Source organism: Flavobacterium sp. FlaQc-48 (assembly GCF_044007335.1).
GTDB lineage: Bacteria > Bacteroidota > Bacteroidia > Flavobacteriales > Flavobacteriaceae > Flavobacterium.
The window spans coordinates 577,914-596,436 of sequence record NZ_JBIPCR010000001.1; the positions used below are offsets into that span (position 1 = coordinate 577,914).

The following is an 18,523-nucleotide window of genomic DNA, read 5'->3' on the forward strand; positions in this document are numbered from 1 at the left end:
GTTTATTTTTAATGCAAAATTAACAGCTATAGATTAGTTCCCGATTAAGTTATACTTTTACCTTACTTAACTTTATCTTAATATTGGCTTAAGATAGCATTTTTTACTTTATTCTTACAAATTTGAAGATTTTATGGGCTCAAAATTTTTATCTTTGAGCGAATAAATTTAAATCTTAAATTAAATAAGCAAATGCACATTTTAATAGTTGAAGATGAGTTAGGTATCGTTCAGTTCCTGCAACAGGGACTTCAGGAAGAAGGATATCAGATTACCACTGCAAGTGATGGTTCCAAAGGTTTTGAATTGATTCAGGAGCATCACTTTGATTTGATTTTACTCGATTGGATGCTTCCTAAGATTAATGGTTTAGACTTGTGTAAAGCAATCCGGATTAAAGACCAAAAAACACCCATTATTTTTTTAACGGCAAAAGATACGGTTCAGGAAACTATAGAAGGCTTAAAAGCCGGGGCAAATGACTATATCAAAAAACCTTTTAGTTTTGAAGAATTGGTCGAACGTATTAAAATTCATTTTAGAAATCAAAAAGGATCTGAAACCTTAACTTTAGGAACAATTAAAATTGATTTGTCAAAGCACATTATTCTTAAAAACGATGAGGAAATTGCGCTTACTCAGCGCGAGTTTGAATTGTTAACCTATCTAGTCCGGAATAAAGGGAAAGTTTGCACCAGAAACCAAATTTTAAAAGATGTCTGGGAAATTAATTTTGAATATGATACCGGTGTAATCGACGTTTTTATGAATGCCATTCGAAAAAAACTCAATTTAAAAATTGAAGAAGATTATATAAAAACAATTCGCGGTATCGGTTATATCGCTAACGATTTATAAATGTTGCAATTATCCTTTAAAAACAGAATAGCCTTAAATTATATCATCACTACCGGATTACTTATTTTAGTAGTTTTTTCGGTTATTTACTCTATTGTAAAACATACGGTTTATAGTCATATTGATGAAAATATTAAGGTTGAAATACAAAATCACCTTGATGAAATTAAAGAAGTCGGAGGCAAAATAATACTTATCGACGAGGAAGAATGGAAAGAACGAGAACATAATACAGTAGATGTAAACCCTGTTTTTGTAGAATTTTTGGACCTGAATAAAAAAATTATTGAAAAAGCACCCAACCTCAAAACAGAAATACTTCAGTTTAATGATTCCGTGGAAGACTTTGAATTATTTGATACCAAAATGGGGGATCACGCAATTCGGCAAATTCAGGTTCCGCTTCATCTAAGAGAAAAGAAAATTGGGTATGTTATTGTAGCCATGTCTCTGGCAGATTCAAAAATGGTATTGAATAATTTGTTTGATATTATGAGTTTGTCTTTTTTGGGAATTTTAATTTTGTTATTTTTTATCGCCAGATTTTTTGCAGGACGAAGTATAAAGCCCATAAATTCCATTATCAATACGTCTAAAATTATCACAAAAGATAATTTAAAAACACGAATCCCGTTGCCCAAAACGCGGGACGAATTATACATACTTTCTAAGACCATTAACAATCTGTTAAACCGTATTGAAGATGCAATTGAGCGCGAAAAACAGTTTACATCTGATGCTTCGCACGAGTTAAGAACGCCATTAACAGTTATTAAAGGAACACTTGAAGTTTTAATCCGTAAGCCTCGTGATAACAAGGAATATGAAGATAAAATAAACTATTGCATTAACGAAGTAGATCATTTAAACACTTTAGTGGATCAGCTTTTATTAATGGCCCGATTTGAGAATCAAAGAAAAAATATAAACACAGAATCTGTTTATTTAAATGCATTGATTTTGGACGTCCTCAGATTGAATTCTGAAAAAATAAACAACCGAAAAATCAACATAAAATTTGATGCCGAAAAAGACTACTACATTGAGTCAGATAATTTTTTATTGATTACAATTGTACGAAATATTATTTCGAATGCCATTAAATATACAAATGAAGGCGGACAGGTTACTATTTTATTATCCAGAGAAAATGAAAAAACAATTTGTAAAATTTCAGATAACGGAATTGGAATCGCAAAACAGGATTTAGAAGCCATTATGATCCCTTTCTTTAGATCAAATTCAACAGAACATCCTGAAATCAAAGGCACTGGATTAGGCTTGTCTATTGTAAAACGAATTACAGAATTACTTCATATTAAGTTTAAAATTGATAGTGAAATAGGAGCAGGAACAACAGTTACCTTAACGTTCAGCGAAAATATGAAATCGTTATAGTAAAATTAAAAAAGCGAATAAAAAAAGGGCTCAGGCTTTTTTTTAACAATAAACTATCGTTAAGTTAAATTAAAAATTGCTTTTTTATGAAATTAACTAGTATATTTGCAACCGAATCAAAGAATTATAAAACAAACCAAGTCATGATTTCTATTCAATTACATCATCATCATTTTCATTATTGCTCTCAGGCGATGTGTTAATGGTATGCATGTAAATCATCATATTTTAAAACCCGTTTGAGTACATCAAACGGGTTTTTTTATACCAATTCTTTGTACTCAAACTATTAATTCAATAAAAACTAAAAAAATGAGTACGTTAAAAATTGCAATTCAAAAATCAGGTCGTTTAAACGAAGACAGCATTCAAATCCTAAAAGATTGCGGTATTTCGATCAACAACGGAAACGATCAGCTAAAAGCAGAAGCTTCTAATTTTCCTTTAGAAGTTTTATACCTTAGAAATTCGGATATTCCTCAATATTTAATTGATGGAGTGGTAGACCTTGCTATTGTAGGAGATAATCTATTAGTAGAAAAAGGAAAACATATTGAAGTGATTCAAAAATTAGGATTTTCGAAATGTAAGGTTTCTGTTGCGGTCCCTAAAACGTTCGAATATAATTCTATTCAGGACTTGGCAGGTTTACGTATTGCAACTTCGTATCCCAATACAGTGAATGAATATTTTAGCTCTTTTGGATTATCAGTTGATATTCACCAAATTTCAGGTTCTGTAGAAATTGCACCCAATATTGGTCTCGCAGATGCCATTGTAGATATTGTTTCCAGCGGAAGTACTTTATTCAAGAATAACCTGAGAGAAGTAGAAGTTATTCTTAAAAGTGAAGCAGTTTTAGCAGTTTCTCCAAAAGTTTCCCCGGAAATTCAAAAACATATCGATACTTTAAAATTCAGGATTCAGTCAGTATTAAGAGCACGAAATTCAAAATACATTTTGATGAATGTACCCAATGATAAAATAGATGAAATTGGGAAAATTTTACCAGTTCTAAGAAGTCTGACCGTTTTACCATTGGCACAGGAAGGCTGGAGTAGTGTACACTCCGTAATTGATAAAGATACCTTTTGGGATGTGATCGATAAATTAAAAGAGGCCGGGGCCGAAGGGATATTAGTTTGTCCAATCGAGAAAATGGTTCTTTAAGAGGTTTCGCTCGCTTTAGGCTTTAAGCCGAAAAAATATAAAGTTAATAAAGCTTAAAGCCTGCAGCTTAAAGCTTAAAGCATAAAAAAAATGAATAAAATAGACAATCCAAAACCAGATACCTGGTCCGATATATTAAAAAGACCAACCAAGACAATCGATGATATCGAAGTTACGGTAAAAGAAATTTTCAAGGAAGTACAGAAAAAAGGAGATGAAGCCGTTGCAAAATACACTTCAATTTTTGATGGAATTGCCTTAGAGAACTATGAAGTTTCACCAGAGGAGATTCAGGAAGCAATTAATTCAATTTCAAATGAATTAAAAGACGCTGTTCAGTTAGCAAAAGAAAACATTTATAAGTTTCACAGTGCTCAGAAAACGGATAAAATTTCAATTGAAACTACTGAAGGTGTAAATTGCTGGCAGGAAAAAAGGCCAATTCAAAAAATTGGTTTGTACATTCCGGGCGGAACGGCGCCTTTGTTTTCAACAGTTTTAATGTTGGCTGTTCCCGCTGAAATTGCAGGTTGTAAAGAAATTGTTTTATGTTCTCCTCCTGATAAAAAGGGCAAAATTAATCCGGCTATCTTATATGCTGCTAATCTGTGTGGTGTAACAAAAATCTTAAAAGTAGGCGGAATCCAGGCAATTGCAGGAATGACATTCGGAACAAAATCTATCCCAAAAGTCTATAAGATTTTCGGACCCGGAAATCAGTTTGTAACTGTGGCAAAACAATTGGCAACGCAGTTTGGAGTAGCGATCGATATGCCTGCAGGGCCTTCGGAATTATTGGTTGTGGCTGATGATACTGCTATTCCGGCTTTTGTAGCTTCGGACTTATTGTCTCAGGCAGAACACGGAACAGACAGTCAGGTAATTTTAGTTTCGACTTCTAAAAAACTGATTGGCGCTGTAGAAAAGGAAATTCAAACACAAATAGAAGAACTTCCAAGAAAAGAAATTGCCAAAAAAGCGATTGAAAATTCAAAATTAATTTATGTTGAAAATGATCAGATTGCATTGGAGTTAATCAATGAATACGGACCGGAACATTTTATTATCTGCTCTGAATATGATGATTTCTATTGCAACGGAATTGTAAATGCAGGTTCTGTTTTTATTGGAAATTATACGCCTGAAAGTGCTGGAGATTATGCTTCAGGAACTAATCATACATTGCCAACAAATGGATATGCAAAGAATTACAGCGGAGTAAATCTGGATAGTTTTATGAAATCCATGACATTTCAGCAAATAACCGAAAAAGGAATTCAAAACATAGGAAAAGCGATTGAAATTATGGCCGAAGCCGAAGGTTTGCAAGCACATAAGAATGCTGTCACGCTGAGATTGGCTAGTCTAGAATAAAGAAAATAGAATATAGAAAAGAGATTAAAGATTATAGAAAATCAGTAAAGAGATTTTTAGAAAAGAGTTAAGTCTATTCTCTATTTTCTTTACTCTTTCAAAATTAGATAAATATGGAATTCGATATAAACAACATAACACGTGAAAACGTAAAAACATTAAAACCGTACTCATCTGCACGTGATGAGTTTGAAGATTTTGATACCGCCAAAATGATTTTTTTGGATGCCAATGAAAATCCGTTTCAAAACGGTGTGAATCGTTATCCGGATCCGCAACAAAATTCGGTTAAAACGATTTTGGCTAAAAATAATAACGTAAAATCAAGCCAGATTTTATTAGGGAACGGGAGTGATGAAGTTTTGGATTTGCTTTTCAGAGCTTTCTGTGAGCCCAAAACAGATAATATTATTTCGTTGCCGCCCACTTACGGAATGTATGGTGTTCTGGCAAATATTAATGCGGTTGAAAACAGAGAAGTTTTGCTTTTTGCTGATTTTCAGCCAGATGTTGATAAAATTTTAGATGTTGTTGATGATCATACAAAAATTATCTTTTTATGCTCGCCAAACAATCCAACCGGTAATTCTTTTTCGGACGAAAGCGTGGTAAAATTGCTTCGGAATTTTAAAGGTTTAGTAGTAATTGATGAAGCTTATATTGACTTTTCGGATAAGGAAAGCTGGCTGACAGAAATCGATGAATATCCTAATTTGGTCATTACACAAACGTTATCTAAAGCGTATGGTTTAGCCGGAATCCGTTTAGGGATTTGTTATGCTTCAGAAGTTGTGATTTCAGTTTTAAACAAAATAAAGCCTCCTTATAATGTAAACGAATTAACACAGCAAAGAGCAATTGTTCGTTTAAATGATTCAGATAAAATAAAAAAAGAAATCATCTCTATTATTGAACAAAGAGAAGAATTACTTAAGGTTTTACTTGAAGTTGGTTTTGTAGAGAAAGTTTATCCAACTGAAGCTAATTTTGTTTTGGTAAAAGTAGATGATGCCAATAAGAGATATGATCAGTTAATTGAAAAAGGAATTGTAATTCGTAACAGAACAACTCAGCCTTTATGCGAAAATTGTCTGCGTTTTACGATTGGAATACCAGAGGAAAATGCAGTTTTAATTAAAGAATTGAAGTTGTTGAAATAGAAAAAATAGAATAAAGAATATAGAACAAAGAATATAAAGTAAAGAAAAAAATGTAGGAACTTTAGATGTAGAATCAAAAGTCTATGCTCTTTACTCTATCTTCTTTATTCTCAAAAAATAAACTATGAAAAAAGTACTTTTTATCGATCGTGACGGAACGATTGTTTTAGAACCTGAAAATTATCAGTTAGATGCTTTGGAGAAAGTAGAATTTTATCCAAAAGCTTTTCAATATTTGGCTAAAATTGCCAGTGAATTAGATTACGAATTGGCGATGGTGACCAATCAGGATGGTTTGGGAACGGACAGTTTTCCGGAAGATACGTTTTGGCCAACTCAGAATTTTATTTTAAGAGCTTTTGAAAATGAAGGCGTTTTATTTGATGATATTTTTATAGACAGGTCATTTCCGGAAGACAATGCGCCAACGCGCAAGCCAAGAACCGGAATGTTGACAAAATATATTGATAATCCCGATTACGATTTAGCAAATTCATTTGTTTTAGGAGATCGTTTAACGGATGTGGAATTGGCAAAAAACTTAGGCGCAAAAGCTATTTTTATAAATGATAATGACGGAATTGGAAGCAACGAAATTTCATCGAAGCGCGAGGAATTAGACGATACTATTATTCTTCAAACGATGAGCTGGAAGGAGATTTATGAGTTTTTGAAACTAGAAGCGCGTTCGGCTTCGATTACACGTAAAACCAACGAAACAGATATTTTTATTGACCTGAACCTTGACGGAACCGGAAAAAGTAAAATCGAAACCGGAATAGCCTTTTTTGACCACATGTTAGATCAGATTTCACGTCACGGTCAGATGGATTTGGAAATCCTGGTAAAAGGAGATTTAGAAGTCGACGAACACCACACTATAGAAGATACTGCAATTGCGTTGGGCGAGGTTTTTGCAAAAGCGCTTGGAAATAAATTAGGAATTGAACGTTACGGATTCTGTTTGCCAATGGACGATTGTCTGGCACAAGTAGCAATTGATTTTGGCGGAAGAAACTGGTTGGTTTGGGAAACCGAATTCAAACGTGAGATGGTAGGTAAAATGCCAACTGAAATGTTTTATCACTTCTTTAAATCGTTTTCTGATGGCGCAAAAGCCAATATCAACATAAAAGCCGAAGGAACAAACGAACATCATAAAATTGAAGCTATTTTTAAAGCATTTGCAAAAGCCATAAAAGTTGCAGTGAAAAGAGATACTGAAAAAATGATCCTGCCTTCAACGAAAGGAATGTTATAAAAGTTATAATCGTTTCAGTTTAAGGTTCTATACGCAATCTGAAACCTGAAACCTGAAACCTGAAACCTGAAACCTGAAACCTGAAACCTGAAACAACAAAAACACATGAATGCTGAAAAATTTGCCAACGAATGGATTGAATCATGGAACTCCCATGATTTAGAAGATATCATGAAACATTATTCAGATGATCTTGAAATTACAACACCAATGATAAAACTGGCGGGAGGAATAGAAAGCGGTTCACTTCAGGGAAAAGAACAGGTAAAAGCTTATTGGCAAAAAGCGTTAATAAAAATTCCTGATTTACATTTTGAATTAATCGAAGTAACTTCAGGAGTAAATTCGGTGGCGCTTTATTATAAGTCAGTTATGAATAAAAGGGCAGTTGAAGTCATGTTTTTTAATGAAAACGGTTTGGTAAATAAAATGATCGCTCATTATACGGATCTGTAAAAATGTTTCGGGTTTCATTTTTAGGAGCACAGGATGAAACTTTAAACCTGAAACAAAACAAACAAAATAACAAATGAAAATAGTAATTATAAATTACGGAGCAGGAAACATTCAAAGTATTATGTTTGCTATTGAAAGACTTGGTTTTAAAGCTGTTTTAAGTAATAATCCCGAAGAAATCCAGGCTGCTGATAAAGTAATTTTTCCTGGTGTTGGCGAAGCGAGCTCAGCAATGGCAAAACTAAAAGAAAGCGGTTTGGATAGTTTGATTCCAAATTTAAAACAACCTGTTTTAGGTATTTGTCTTGGAATGCAGTTGATGTGCAAATCATCCGAAGAAGGAAATACAAAAGGTTTGGGGATTTTTGATACTGATGTCATTAAATTTACTTCAAAAGTAAAAGTTCCACAAATGGGATGGAATCAGATTTATAATTTAAAATCAGATTTGTTTAAAGATATTGACGAAAATGAATTTATGTACTTGGTGCATAGTTTTTACGCTCCAAATTGCGATGAAGCCATTGCTACAACAAATTACGACTTAGAATACGCATCGGCTTTACAAAAAAACAACTTTTACGGAACTCAGTTTCATCCGGAGAAAAGTGGAGCTGTCGGGGAGAAAATATTAGAAAACTTTTTAAAAATATAAAGAATTTTAAAAATCAATTTCAATCAATTTGGATCTCTAAAGCAAAGACTTAGTGCCTTTAGACTTTCAAACTTTAAGACTTAAATAAATGAGAATAATACCAGCTATAGATATCATTGACGGAAAGTGTGTGCGCTTGTCCAAAGGAGATTATGATACTAAGATAATTTACAACGAAAATCCACTGGAAGTTGCAAAATCATTCGAAGCACACGGAATAGAATATTTGCATTTAGTAGATTTAGACGGGGCAAAGTCAAGTAAAATTGTCAATTATAAAATATTAGAACAAATTGCCACACAAACGGGTTTGAAAATTGATTTTGGAGGCGGTTTGAAATCAGACGAAGATTTGAAAATTGCTTTTGATAGTGGTGCGAATCAAATAACAGGCGGTAGTATTGCGGTAAAAAACAGCGCTATTTTCGAAAAATGGATTTCAGAATACGGTTCAGATAAAATTATTCTGGGAGCTGATGCTAAAAACGAAAAAATAGCTGTTTCAGGCTGGTTAGAAGACTCAAATGAAGATTTAATTCCGTTTATCCAACAATATCAAACCAAGGGAATTCAGTACGTTATCTGTACCGATATTGCAAAAGACGGAATGTTAGAAGGCCCAAGTTTTGATTTGTATGAAAAAATATTAAAAGAAGCTATCGGAGTAAAGCTAATCGCGTCGGGAGGAATTTCAACATTCGATGAATTACCAAAATTAGCTGAATTAGGTTGTGAAGGCACAATCATAGGAAAAGCAATTTATGAAGGTAGAATCACGTTGAAACAACTCGAGAATTATATTATTGGTAAAATGTAAAATGTGAATTGTAAAATGATAGTTTGACGTTTACAGATAACATTTCACATCTAACAATTAAAACATTAAAATATGATAACTTGTCATTTAAAATATGTTATAGATCCTTATCAATTAGAGGCATTTGAGGATTATGGTAAGAGATGGATTAAAATCGTAAATCGTTTAGGCGGTCAGCATCATGGTTATTTTATGCCTTCGGAAGGAGCTAATAATATTGCTTATGCATTGTTTTCTTTTCCAGGTTTAACAGCCTATGAAAATTACCGAAAACAAATGTTTTCAAAGGATGATCACGAGTGTGTAGAAGCTTTTAAAATTGCAGAAGACACCAGGTGCATCATAAGTTACGAAAGAACGTTTTTGAGTCCTGTATTTGAATAAATTAAAATTAGAGTATTTCGCAAAGATGCACAAAGTAAAACGCAAAGATTCACAAAATTTTGCGTAGCTCTGCGAAATCTTCGTGAATCTCTGTGAAACAACTAAAAAAATGTTAGCAAAAAGAATCATACCCTGCTTAGATATAAAAAACGGAAGGACCGTAAAAGGCGTTAACTTTGTTGACTTGCGTGATGCAGGAGATCCGGTGGAACTGGCAGAAATTTATTCGGCTGAAGGTGCTGATGAATTGGTTTTTCTGGATATTTCAGCTACTGAGGAACGTCGCAAAACGCTGGTGAATATGGTACGAAGTGTGGCAGAAAAAATCAATATTCCATTTACAGTAGGTGGCGGAATTTCGTCTGTTGAAGATGTTGAAATTCTGTTGAATAATGGAGCAGATAAAGTTTCAATAAATTCATCAGCGGTAAAAAATCCACAATTAATCAATGATTTGGCTCAGAAATTCGGAAGCCAGTGTGTTGTAGTTGCGATTGATGCCAAACAAATTCACGGACAATGGATCGTACATTTGGTAGGTGGAAAAGTACCTACAGCGCTCAATTTATTCGATTGGGCAGTTGAAGTTGCCCAGCGTGGCGCCGGAGAAATTTTATTTACCTCAATGGATAACGACGGAACTAAGAATGGTTTTGCAAACGAGGCCCTGGCTAAGTTGTCTCAATTGGTTAATATCCCGATTATTGCTTCCGGAGGTGCTGGAAATATTCAGCATTTTATAGATTCATTTAAAGAGGGAAAAGCCGATGCAGCTTTGGCAGCAAGTGTTTTTCACTTTAAGGAAATAGAAATTAAAGCTTTAAAAGAAGAATTAAGAAAAAATAATATTGAAGTAAGGCTTTAGAAAACAGGGTCAGGAATCTGGGATAATCGAGAAAAGAAATAAAGAAAATAAAAATACAGAATTCAGAAATCTAAACACTGAGCTCTAAAATCTAAAATTACAATGAAAGTAGATTTCACAAAAAGCGCACACGGATTGATTCCCGCAATCATTCAGGATTCAGAAACAAAAAATGTTCTGATGCTGGGATATATGAACGAAGAATCGCTTCAAAAAACAATAGAAACTCAAAAAGTTACTTTCTTTAGCCGATCCAAACAAAGACTCTGGACAAAAGGCGAGGAGAGTGGTAACTTTTTGAATCTGGTAGACATCAAGAATGATTGCGATGGCGATACACTTTTAATCCAGGCAAAACCGGTTGGGCCAACGTGTCACACGGGCGCAGACACTTGCTGGCAGGAAGAAAACAAAGAAAATTATGGTTTTATTTCTCAATTAGAAAACACCATCAAAACCAGAAGAGAAAATGCCGATTCCGAAAAGAGTTATGTGGCTTCTTTATTCGAAAAAGGAATCAATAAAATTGCTCAAAAAGTAGGCGAAGAAGCTGTAGAAGTAGTCATTGAAGCCAAAGACGATAACGATGATTTATTCTTAAGCGAAAGTGCTGATTTATTGTTTCATTATTTGATTTTATTACAGGCAAAAGGGTTTCAGCTGAATGATGTTGTAGATGTTTTGAAAAAACGTCAGAAGTAATAAAATATCAAATTTTTCACCCAGTTTTGTCATCCCGAGGAACGAGGGATCTTCTTTAGTAGCTCGACAATGTAGAAATACTTTGTGTTAGTTTCTTGTGGAGATCCCTCGTTCCTTGGGATGACAAGATTGTGTAAAGAACATTGAGAGGAAAATCAAACTGAAAAATCCGCCTAAATCCGTGCTTTCGCGCAAGCGAATCCGTGTCATCTGCGTGCCATTTCAACATTACTCCATAAACTCAAAAACCGCAAATTCTTGCGGTTGATGAAAACCATACTTTAAACTTTCATAAAATTGATTACTTTAGTAATAAATAACATTCTTATGAAATTATTTATTTGTCTTTTTCTGTTTCTGACTCCAACATTAAATTTTGATTTCAAGAAAAATATCTTATCCTATTCAATTGTTATTTCAAAAGCGGATTTAATTGTTGATGGTACAATTTCAGGTGTTTCAAAGGGTAAATATGAATTCACCATTAGTCAATTTCTTAAAGGAAAATCTAATGCAAAAATCAATGTTACAATTTGGGAAGAATGGATGTGTGATGGTCGAGCGGGAGATTTGAAGAAAGGACAAAGATTACTTCTTTTTTTAGAAAAGACTTCAGATAATAGTTATTATCCAATTAATGAAAGTACAGGAGAATTATTTATAGAAAAGGACAATTCACCGTCACCATCTATGTATATGTTAGAAAAATTTCCAAATGCAACCGTTATAAAAAGTGGTATTAAAATGTTTATTGATACTTATAAAGTTCATGGAAATTTGAATGATAGATTTTTGCAAAACGTATATTTTCAATCAAATAAATCTATTTTTGAAATTTATAAATTAAAAGAAACGAATAAGTTTTTTAAATATCTCGTTGATGACGAACTTCAATATTATGATATAAAAGAATCGCCAACAAAGTCTTTATTTTGAAATTAAATTATGGAAAAAACTTAGAGTATCTAGCGATTAAACAATTACACGATTTAACGTTTAATCAAATTACTCCATAAACTCAAAAATAGCAAATTCTTCCGGTTGATGAAAACCATACTTCAAACTCTTATAATATTGTAATGCAAGATATTCCGTCGTGTTACCGTAATCGATTCTAAAAGCATTTCCTTTCCATTTAGTTCCTGTTTTTGGTGGAGTAAAATTGCCTTTTTTAATGGTTTTCAGACTCGAAAACAGAATTTTTATCTCAGTATCAAAACCTTCCAGAGTTATTTTGCCTGCAGTTTCCATTCCTGCTATATCAAAAGCCATAGAAGTACTCCAGCCACCACAATTGGATGCAATACGTTTTAATAACATATCATAACCAGAAGAAAAAGCATTTACCCCAATTTCAATATAATTTTTTCCATCGCCATCGGGATCGATAAAAACTTCCACCAAATCATCAGTATTAAAAATGGGAATTAGTGAATTTTAACATTAACTTTTACGAATAGCGATTTCAAAACTATTTAAAACTTGATTTGAATGTTTACATTTGTTAAACTTTAAGCTAATTGAAAGGTTTTATTTATTTCGATTAAATGAAAATATATACGTTGTATGAAAAAATACTTTGGTGGCGCTTTTATCGCCTTTTTACTTGGTTTTAGTGCCAATGCGCAAGGACTTCTTAACAAGTCAGAAACAGTTTTTACACATCAGGACACTTTACGCGGAAGCATTACAAAAGAAAGAGCCTGGTGGGATTTAAAATACTATCATTTAGATGTAAAAGTAGATCCAAAAGATAAAACGATTACAGGTTCAAATACTGTTCGTTACACCGTTTTGACGGCATATAACAAAATGCAAATCGATTTGCAGGAACCTATGCAAATTTACAAAGTAACACAAGACGGTAAAGAACTGAAATTTGAAAGAGACGGAAACGCGTTTTTCATTCAATTGACAGCTGCCCAAAAAGTAGGGGAGACTAAGGAAATCGTAATCTCATTTGGAGGAAAACCAAAAGAGGCCGTAAACCCGCCGTGGGATGGCGGAATTACCTGGAAGAAAGACAAAAATGGCAAAGATTTTATTGCTTCCTCCTGTCAGGGATTGGGTGCCAGTGTATGGTGGCCAAACAAAGACCATATGTATGACGAAGTAGAGAATATGCTGATTAGCGTAAATGTTCCCGGAGATTTAACCGATGTTTCAAACGGAAGATTACAAAGCGTTAAGAAAGAAAAAGACGGTACAAAAACTTTTAACTGGTATGTTTCGAACCCTATTAATAATTATGGTGTAAATATCAATATTGGCGATTATGTAAACTTCTCTGAGAAATACAAAGGAGAAAAAGGTGATTTAGATTGCAATTATTATGTTTTAAGAGATAATTTGACCATTGCTAAAGAACATTTTAAAGATGCACCAAAGATGCTAAAAGCATTTGAAAACTGGTTTGGGCCTTATCCTTTTTATGAAGACAGCTATAAATTGGTCGAAGCACCTTATTTAGGTATGGAGCACCAAAGTAGTGTGACGTATGGCAATGATTATAAAATGGGATATCGCGGAAAAGATTTGAGCGGAACAGGTTGGGGACTAAAGTTTGATTTTATTATTATTCATGAATCAGGGCATGAATGGTTTGCCAATAATATTACCTATAAAGATATTGCTGATATGTGGGTTCATGAGAGTTTTACCAACTATTCAGAAAGTTTGTTTCTTGAATTTTATTATGGAAAAGATGCAGCAGCTGAATATATAATTGGATGCAGAAGAAACATTAGCAACGACAAACCTATTATAGGGCATTATGATGTAAACAACGAAGGTTCGGGTGATATGTATCCAAAAGGGGCAAACATGCTGCACATGATTCGTCAGATTATTAACGACGATGCAAAATGGAAATCAATTTTGAGAGGTTTAAACAAGACTTTTTATCACCAGACAGTTACAGGTAAGCAGGTTCAGGAATATATCAATGAACAGTCGGGAATTAATTTCAACAGAGTTTTTGCCCAGTATTTAACGACTACCAAAGTTCCTGTTTTTGAATATATCTTCAAAAATGGTTCTTTTGGATACCATTGGACAAATTGTGTAGCTAAATTTGATATGCCCGTAAAAGTTACAATTAACGGTGTTGAAACCTGGCTAAAACCAACAACAGAATGGCAATCGGAAAAAACGACGAACGAAAATAGAAAAATTGAAGTAGATAAGAACTTTTATGTAACGAGTTCTAATATAGTGGAATAAACTTTTTCAAATTCCAATAAAAAATCCCAAATTCCAAATTGTTGGTATTTGGGATTTTTTATTGGAATTTCTAATTCTATCGACTATTCAATTTCGCTTTTTCCTTAATAATATCAGCAATTTTCCTGTTTTCAATTTTACTTTCCAGCCACGAAATGATATCTAAATATAAGAAAGCTCTTTTTTCGTAAGTATTTTTCTCAAGCTCCACAAAACGAGCGTGCATTTTTTTGAATTCTTTTTTAATATCTGCGGGATAAAAGTTATTCAGGTTTCTTAAGAACTTAATGATTTCCTTTTGAACTTCATGTAAGTCATTCATTTTTAGAAGGAATTTATAAGTGTTTTTAAGGTGGTTTTCCAGATAATAATCTTTCCCTAACTCATAATGTGCAATTAAAGACAAGAGCCTTGCAAAACACATTAAATCTTCCCGCATACTGAGATTTTTGTTGTTGATGATTTTATCCAGATAATTGATGCATTCATTATATTTTTCATTTCCAAAATAAATAGAAGCGATCTTATAGAAAAATAACATTTCGTGATGTTCATCCAGATGCTCACTGTGCTGCTTTATTTTGTCTAAAATCTCCGGAATCAGATATTCGCTTTCAGCAAAAGTTCCTTCCAGAATGTGCAGATTTAATTTATTGTTGTAAACGTATAGAAATGATAGTGATGCAATGTTGTCGTTTACCGGAAATTTGTCATCCTGAATTGTTTCTTCTAAAAGCGATAGATATTTCTTGAAATTTGATTTGTATTTCAGCATATACAGCGATTCTAAAAAGTAATGATTTCCTTTTAGAAAGAATACGGGATTCTGGTAGATCATATTTGGATTATCATAAAAAAGAGTCACCCATTTGTAAGCAAACTTATAACTTGCCAAAAAGTCCTGAACTAAGAAACTACGCCATAAGTTGGCGTTATAAAACCAATATTTTTCACGAAAACCAAATTTGCTTTCGTCTAGTTTGGCGATATGTTTGTTGAAATAATCATCAATGTACTTGTACTCTTCATCATTTTTTACATAACCGGTTTTCAACATGATTCCGTATAATTGAAGGGACAGGTTGGATAATTTACTCGAAATCGTATTTCTGTAATTTAATTCTTTTGCCTGAATAACCAATTCGTCTGCTCTTCCCTGAATACTTCGGGTAATATACTGTGATTCGATAAGTTTTTCAAACTCAACGATTTCATACGCCATATATTTTTCGTCATTTTCAAGTGCAATAATTTTGGTCTTGTCCAGAATTTTTAAACTCTGTTTGTATAGACCTTTATTATATAAAATACCGGCAAAATCTATTTGTTCACGCAACTGATATCTTATGTTCTGACTCGGAATGTTTAAACGAATACTAACAAGTATTTGTTTGTATAAGTATGATTTTAAGTTCGATAGCTGCACTTTTTTAATAATTCCGCTCTTCAGAATAAGTTTTTCATCATAGTTTTCAGATTTATCTAAAATATTAAATAATTCGATGAATTTGGTATTAGAACTGGTTTCTAAACGGCTTGCAAAAATCTTAAACTGCCTTTTTTCGGATTTAGAAAGTGATTTTATTAATACAAATAAGAAATCTTTTTGATGGTTAGCCATTGTAAAATATAATAGTATAACTAGTTGGTTGTTAGTGATTTAATACGTTATAAATTGTGTTATAAACAGTATAATTTCATTAAAATGAATTTCGTACTGAAGAAGTACAATATATATTTGTTATCAAGATGTGAAATTACATTAAATAAATGAATATGAATAGAGAGAAAGTTCAAATTTTTGACACCACTTTACGCGACGGTGAACAAGTTCCAGGATGTAAGTTAGATACTAAACAAAAATTAGTGATCGCAGAACGACTTGATAAAATGGGAGTTGACGTTATCGAAGCAGGTTTTCCTGTGTCAAGTCCGGGCGATTTTTTATCCGTCTCTGAGATTTGTAAAATTGTAGAAAACGCAACAGTCTGCGGACTAACAAGAGCCGTAAAAAACGACATTGATGTTGCTGCAGCTGCCTTAAAACATGCTAAAAGACCTAGAATCCACACAGGAATCGGAACTTCACAATCTCATATACTCCACAAATTAAATACAACTCCGGAAGATATTATTGCCAGAGCAAAATATGCCGTATCTCATGCAAAATCTTATGTAGAAGATGTTGAGTTTTATGCAGAAGATGCCGGCCGAACTGACAACGCTTTCCTGGCAAAAGTTTGTGAGGAAGTGATAAAATCCGGTGCAACGGTATTAAATATCCCGGATACAACCGGATATTGTTTGCCGGAAGAATACGGAGCAAAAATCAAATATTTAAAAGAAAACGTAAAAGGTATCGAAAATGTGATCCTTTCATGTCACTGTCATAATGATTTAGGAATGGCCACTGCAAACTCAATCGCAGGTGCTATAAATGGTGCAAGACAAATAGAATGTACTATTAACGGTATTGGAGAGAGAGCCGGAAATACAGCACTTGAAGAAGTTGTAATGATTTTTAAACAACATCCTTACCTTAATTTAGATACCAATATTAATACAAGAGAATTAAACGAAATGAGCCGTTTGGTTTCTGAAAGTATGGGAATGATTGTTCAGCCAAACAAAGCAATTGTTGGCGCAAACGCTTTTGCACATAGTTCAGGAATTCATCAGGATGGTGTAATCAAAAACAGAGCAACATACGAAATTATGGATCCGCTTGATGTTGGAGTTAATGAATCTTCAATCATTTTAACAGCCAGAAGCGGAAGAGCTGCTTTGGCTTACCGTGCTAAAAAAGTAGGTTATGAACTTACAAAAGTACAATTGGATATTGTATATGTTGAATTTTTGAAATTTGCCGACATCAAAAAAGAAGTGATTGATGCTGATATTCATCAAATTATCGAAGCCTCAAAAATTGAAGGTGATTTGATTAGAAGCTAGTTGAAAAGAGAATAGAGCAGAGACAGAGAGCAAAGAGCAAAGAGAATAGAATAAAGAATAAAGAATAAAGAGAAAAATAAGGATTTAAATACATAAAGAACGAGACGTTATGAATTTGAAAATAGCAGTTTTACCAGGAGACGGAATTGGACCGGAAGTAATTTTACAAGCCAAAAAAGCATTATATGCTATTGGTGAAGTGTACAATCATGAATTTGTTTTTGAAGAAGCGCTCATGGGAGCAATTGCTATTGATAAAACAGGAAATCCATTGCCGGAACAAACGCTCAATCTTTGTTTGAACACAGATGCTGTTTTATTTGGTGCTATTGGTGACCCGAAATATGATAACAATCCAAATGCAAAAGTTCGTCCGGAGCAGGGATTATTAAAACTACGCAAAGAATTGGGTTTGTTTGCTAATATTCGTCCTATAAAACCTTATAAATCACTAATTGATGCTTCTCCGTTAAAAAGAGAAATTATCGATGGAGCTGATTTTACTATTTTCAGAGAATTAACAGGTGGCGCTTATTTTGGTGCAAAAACATTAAATGAAGAAGGAACACATGCTTCCGATTTATGTGAATATACAGAAGAAGAAATTACCAGAATAGCACACTTAGCTTTTAAATCGGCACAAAACCGACGTAAAAAGTTAACTATGGTAGACAAAGCAAATGTTTTGGAGACTTCAAGATTATGGAGAAGGGTAGTTCAAAAAGTGAGCGCGAACTATCCGGATGTGGTTTTAGATTTTTTATTTGTGGACAATGCCGCAATGCAATTAATCTTAAATCCAAGACAATTTGATGTGATTTTGACAGAGAATTTATTTGGGGATATTTTATCAGATGAAGCAAGTGTAATTACAGGTTCTATAGGATTATTAGCTTCAGCCTCTTTAGGAGAAAAAAATGCGCTTTTCGAACCTATTCACGGTTCTTATCCTCAGGCAAAAGGAAAAAATATAGCTAACCCAATTGCTTCCATTTTATCTGCAGCAATGTTGTTGGAACATTTTGGTTTGTTTAAAGAAGCAAATGTAATTTATCAGGCTGTTGAAAAAGCAATCGAATATAAAGTGGTTACTGTTGACTTAAAACCAGATTCAAAATTCGGTACAAATGAAGTAGGGGAGTTTGTTTCAAATTTTATTTTTAGCAAAGATGACTTGCTATATTTTAATAATGACAATGTTCATATCGGACAGTCAACAATTGTTTAATTTTTTTATTAAAATAATGAA

Annotated in this window: 18 protein-coding genes; 16 read left to right on the plus strand and 2 right to left on the minus strand. The window is 33.3% G+C overall.

Annotated elements, in window-relative coordinates; translation table 11 throughout:
* Positions 1-192: 192 nt before the first annotated feature.
* The 13 genes from ACHRWY_RS02425 (at position 193) to ACHRWY_RS02485 (ending at position 12,036) form a co-directional block, all read left to right on the plus strand.
* A complete protein-coding gene (locus ACHRWY_RS02425; RefSeq protein WP_395352160.1) occupies positions 193-858 on the plus strand; it encodes a response regulator transcription factor in 666 nt (221 codons plus the stop codon).
* The gene (locus ACHRWY_RS02430; RefSeq protein WP_395352162.1) at positions 859-2,256 is read left to right on the plus strand and encodes a sensor histidine kinase; all 1,398 of its coding nucleotides are present in this window, start codon (positions 859-861) and stop codon (positions 2,254-2,256) included.
* A gap of 312 nt (positions 2,257-2,568) precedes the next feature.
* Positions 2,569-3,426: an ATP phosphoribosyltransferase gene (hisG, locus tag ACHRWY_RS02435; RefSeq protein WP_115845717.1), complete on the plus strand. Its 858-nt coding sequence runs from the start codon at positions 2,569-2,571 to the stop codon at positions 3,424-3,426.
* A 90-nt stretch (positions 3,427-3,516) separates the two neighbouring features.
* Positions 3,517-4,800: a histidinol dehydrogenase gene (gene hisD, locus ACHRWY_RS02440; RefSeq protein WP_395352165.1), complete on the plus strand. Its 1,284-nt coding sequence runs from the start codon at positions 3,517-3,519 to the stop codon at positions 4,798-4,800.
* A 113-nt stretch (positions 4,801-4,913) separates the two neighbouring features.
* Positions 4,914-5,960 (plus strand): histidinol-phosphate transaminase, encoded by a 1,047-nt coding sequence (hisC, locus tag ACHRWY_RS02445; protein ID WP_395352167.1) that lies wholly within the window; start codon positions 4,914-4,916, stop codon positions 5,958-5,960.
* A 124-nt stretch (positions 5,961-6,084) separates the two neighbouring features.
* On the plus strand, positions 6,085-7,221 hold the full coding sequence (hisB, locus tag ACHRWY_RS02450) for a bifunctional histidinol-phosphatase/imidazoleglycerol-phosphate dehydratase HisB (RefSeq protein ID WP_395352169.1): 1,137 nt from the start codon (positions 6,085-6,087) through the stop codon (positions 7,219-7,221).
* Positions 7,222-7,326: 105 nt separating this feature from the next.
* On the plus strand, positions 7,327-7,677 hold the full coding sequence (locus tag ACHRWY_RS02455) for a nuclear transport factor 2 family protein (protein WP_395352171.1): 351 nt from the start codon (positions 7,327-7,329) through the stop codon (positions 7,675-7,677).
* 73 nt (positions 7,678-7,750) lie between these two features.
* Entirely contained in the window at positions 7,751-8,332 is a 582-nt protein-coding gene (hisH, locus tag ACHRWY_RS02460; RefSeq protein ID WP_395352173.1) for an imidazole glycerol phosphate synthase subunit HisH, read from the plus strand.
* An 88-nt stretch (positions 8,333-8,420) separates the two neighbouring features.
* Positions 8,421-9,149: a 1-(5-phosphoribosyl)-5-[(5-phosphoribosylamino)methylideneamino]imidazole-4-carboxamide isomerase gene (hisA, locus tag ACHRWY_RS02465; RefSeq protein ID WP_395352175.1), complete on the plus strand. Its 729-nt coding sequence runs from the start codon at positions 8,421-8,423 to the stop codon at positions 9,147-9,149.
* A 72-nt stretch (positions 9,150-9,221) separates the two neighbouring features.
* On the plus strand, positions 9,222-9,533 hold the full coding sequence (locus tag ACHRWY_RS02470) for an NIPSNAP family protein (protein WP_395352177.1): 312 nt from the start codon (positions 9,222-9,224) through the stop codon (positions 9,531-9,533).
* 109 nt (positions 9,534-9,642) lie between these two features.
* Positions 9,643-10,398, plus strand: a complete 756-nt coding sequence (hisF, locus tag ACHRWY_RS02475) for an imidazole glycerol phosphate synthase subunit HisF (RefSeq protein WP_395352179.1) — start codon at positions 9,643-9,645, stop codon at positions 10,396-10,398.
* 96 nt (positions 10,399-10,494) lie between these two features.
* Complete coding sequence (hisIE, locus tag ACHRWY_RS02480; RefSeq protein ID WP_395352497.1) at positions 10,495-11,100, plus strand: bifunctional phosphoribosyl-AMP cyclohydrolase/phosphoribosyl-ATP diphosphatase HisIE; 606 nt, start codon at positions 10,495-10,497, stop codon at positions 11,098-11,100.
* Between the two features lie 327 nt (positions 11,101-11,427).
* Positions 11,428-12,036 carry a hypothetical protein gene (locus ACHRWY_RS02485; protein ID WP_395352181.1) on the plus strand — a complete coding sequence of 203 codons (609 nt, stop codon included), beginning with the start codon at positions 11,428-11,430 and terminating at the stop codon, positions 12,034-12,036.
* 69 nt (positions 12,037-12,105) lie between these two features.
* Here ACHRWY_RS02485 and ACHRWY_RS02490 read toward each other — a convergent pair whose 3' ends face one another.
* Positions 12,106-12,504 carry a carbohydrate-binding family 9-like protein gene (locus ACHRWY_RS02490; RefSeq protein ID WP_395352182.1) on the minus strand — a complete coding sequence of 133 codons (399 nt, stop codon included), beginning with the start codon at positions 12,502-12,504 and terminating at the stop codon, positions 12,106-12,108.
* A gap of 162 nt (positions 12,505-12,666) precedes the next feature.
* On the opposite strand from ACHRWY_RS02490, the gene ACHRWY_RS02495 reads away from it, so the two are divergent.
* On the plus strand, positions 12,667-14,322 hold the full coding sequence (locus ACHRWY_RS02495) for a M1 family metallopeptidase (RefSeq protein ID WP_395352184.1): 1,656 nt from the start codon (positions 12,667-12,669) through the stop codon (positions 14,320-14,322).
* A gap of 76 nt (positions 14,323-14,398) precedes the next feature.
* On the opposite strand, the gene ACHRWY_RS02500 is transcribed toward ACHRWY_RS02495, so the two are convergent.
* Positions 14,399-15,943: a hypothetical protein gene (locus ACHRWY_RS02500; RefSeq protein ID WP_395352186.1), complete on the minus strand. Its 1,545-nt coding sequence runs from the start codon at positions 15,941-15,943 to the stop codon at positions 14,399-14,401.
* A gap of 155 nt (positions 15,944-16,098) precedes the next feature.
* Between ACHRWY_RS02500 and ACHRWY_RS02505 the strand changes: the two genes are divergently transcribed.
* Together ACHRWY_RS02505 and leuB are read left to right on the plus strand one after the other, a co-directional pair.
* Positions 16,099-17,274 carry a 2-isopropylmalate synthase gene (locus tag ACHRWY_RS02505; RefSeq protein WP_395352188.1) on the plus strand — a complete coding sequence of 392 codons (1,176 nt, stop codon included), beginning with the start codon at positions 16,099-16,101 and terminating at the stop codon, positions 17,272-17,274.
* A 109-nt stretch (positions 17,275-17,383) separates the two neighbouring features.
* The gene (leuB, locus tag ACHRWY_RS02510) at positions 17,384-18,502 is read left to right on the plus strand and encodes a 3-isopropylmalate dehydrogenase (protein WP_395352190.1); all 1,119 of its coding nucleotides are present in this window, start codon (positions 17,384-17,386) and stop codon (positions 18,500-18,502) included.
* Positions 18,503-18,523 lie beyond the last annotated feature (21 nt).

Bases quoted from the DNA above. Each gene is read 5' to 3' on its own strand.
- ACHRWY_RS02425 (WP_395352160.1), top strand. From the start codon at position 193: ATGCACATTTTAATAGTTGAAGATGAGTTAGGTATCGTTCAGTTCCTG.
- ACHRWY_RS02430 (WP_395352162.1), top strand. From the start codon at position 859: ATGTTGCAATTATCCTTTAAAAACAGAATAGCCTTAAATTATATCATC.
- hisG (WP_115845717.1), top strand. From the start codon at position 2,569: ATGAGTACGTTAAAAATTGCAATTCAAAAATCAGGTCGTTTAAACGAA.
- hisD (WP_395352165.1), top strand. From the start codon at position 3,517: ATGAATAAAATAGACAATCCAAAACCAGATACCTGGTCCGATATATTA.
- hisC (WP_395352167.1), top strand. From the start codon at position 4,914: ATGGAATTCGATATAAACAACATAACACGTGAAAACGTAAAAACATTA.
- hisB (WP_395352169.1), top strand. From the start codon at position 6,085: ATGAAAAAAGTACTTTTTATCGATCGTGACGGAACGATTGTTTTAGAA.
- ACHRWY_RS02455 (WP_395352171.1), top strand. From the start codon at position 7,327: ATGAATGCTGAAAAATTTGCCAACGAATGGATTGAATCATGGAACTCC.
- hisH (WP_395352173.1), top strand. From the start codon at position 7,751: ATGAAAATAGTAATTATAAATTACGGAGCAGGAAACATTCAAAGTATT.
- hisA (WP_395352175.1), top strand. From the start codon at position 8,421: ATGAGAATAATACCAGCTATAGATATCATTGACGGAAAGTGTGTGCGC.
- ACHRWY_RS02470 (WP_395352177.1), top strand. From the start codon at position 9,222: ATGATAACTTGTCATTTAAAATATGTTATAGATCCTTATCAATTAGAG.
- hisF (WP_395352179.1), top strand. From the start codon at position 9,643: ATGTTAGCAAAAAGAATCATACCCTGCTTAGATATAAAAAACGGAAGG.
- ACHRWY_RS02485 (WP_395352181.1), top strand. From the start codon at position 11,428: ATGAAATTATTTATTTGTCTTTTTCTGTTTCTGACTCCAACATTAAAT.
- ACHRWY_RS02495 (WP_395352184.1), top strand. From the start codon at position 12,667: ATGAAAAAATACTTTGGTGGCGCTTTTATCGCCTTTTTACTTGGTTTT.
- ACHRWY_RS02500 (WP_395352186.1), bottom strand. From the start codon at position 15,943: ATGGCTAACCATCAAAAAGATTTCTTATTTGTATTAATAAAATCACTT.
- ACHRWY_RS02505 (WP_395352188.1), top strand. From the start codon at position 16,099: ATGAATAGAGAGAAAGTTCAAATTTTTGACACCACTTTACGCGACGGT.
- leuB (WP_395352190.1), top strand. From the start codon at position 17,384: ATGAATTTGAAAATAGCAGTTTTACCAGGAGACGGAATTGGACCGGAA.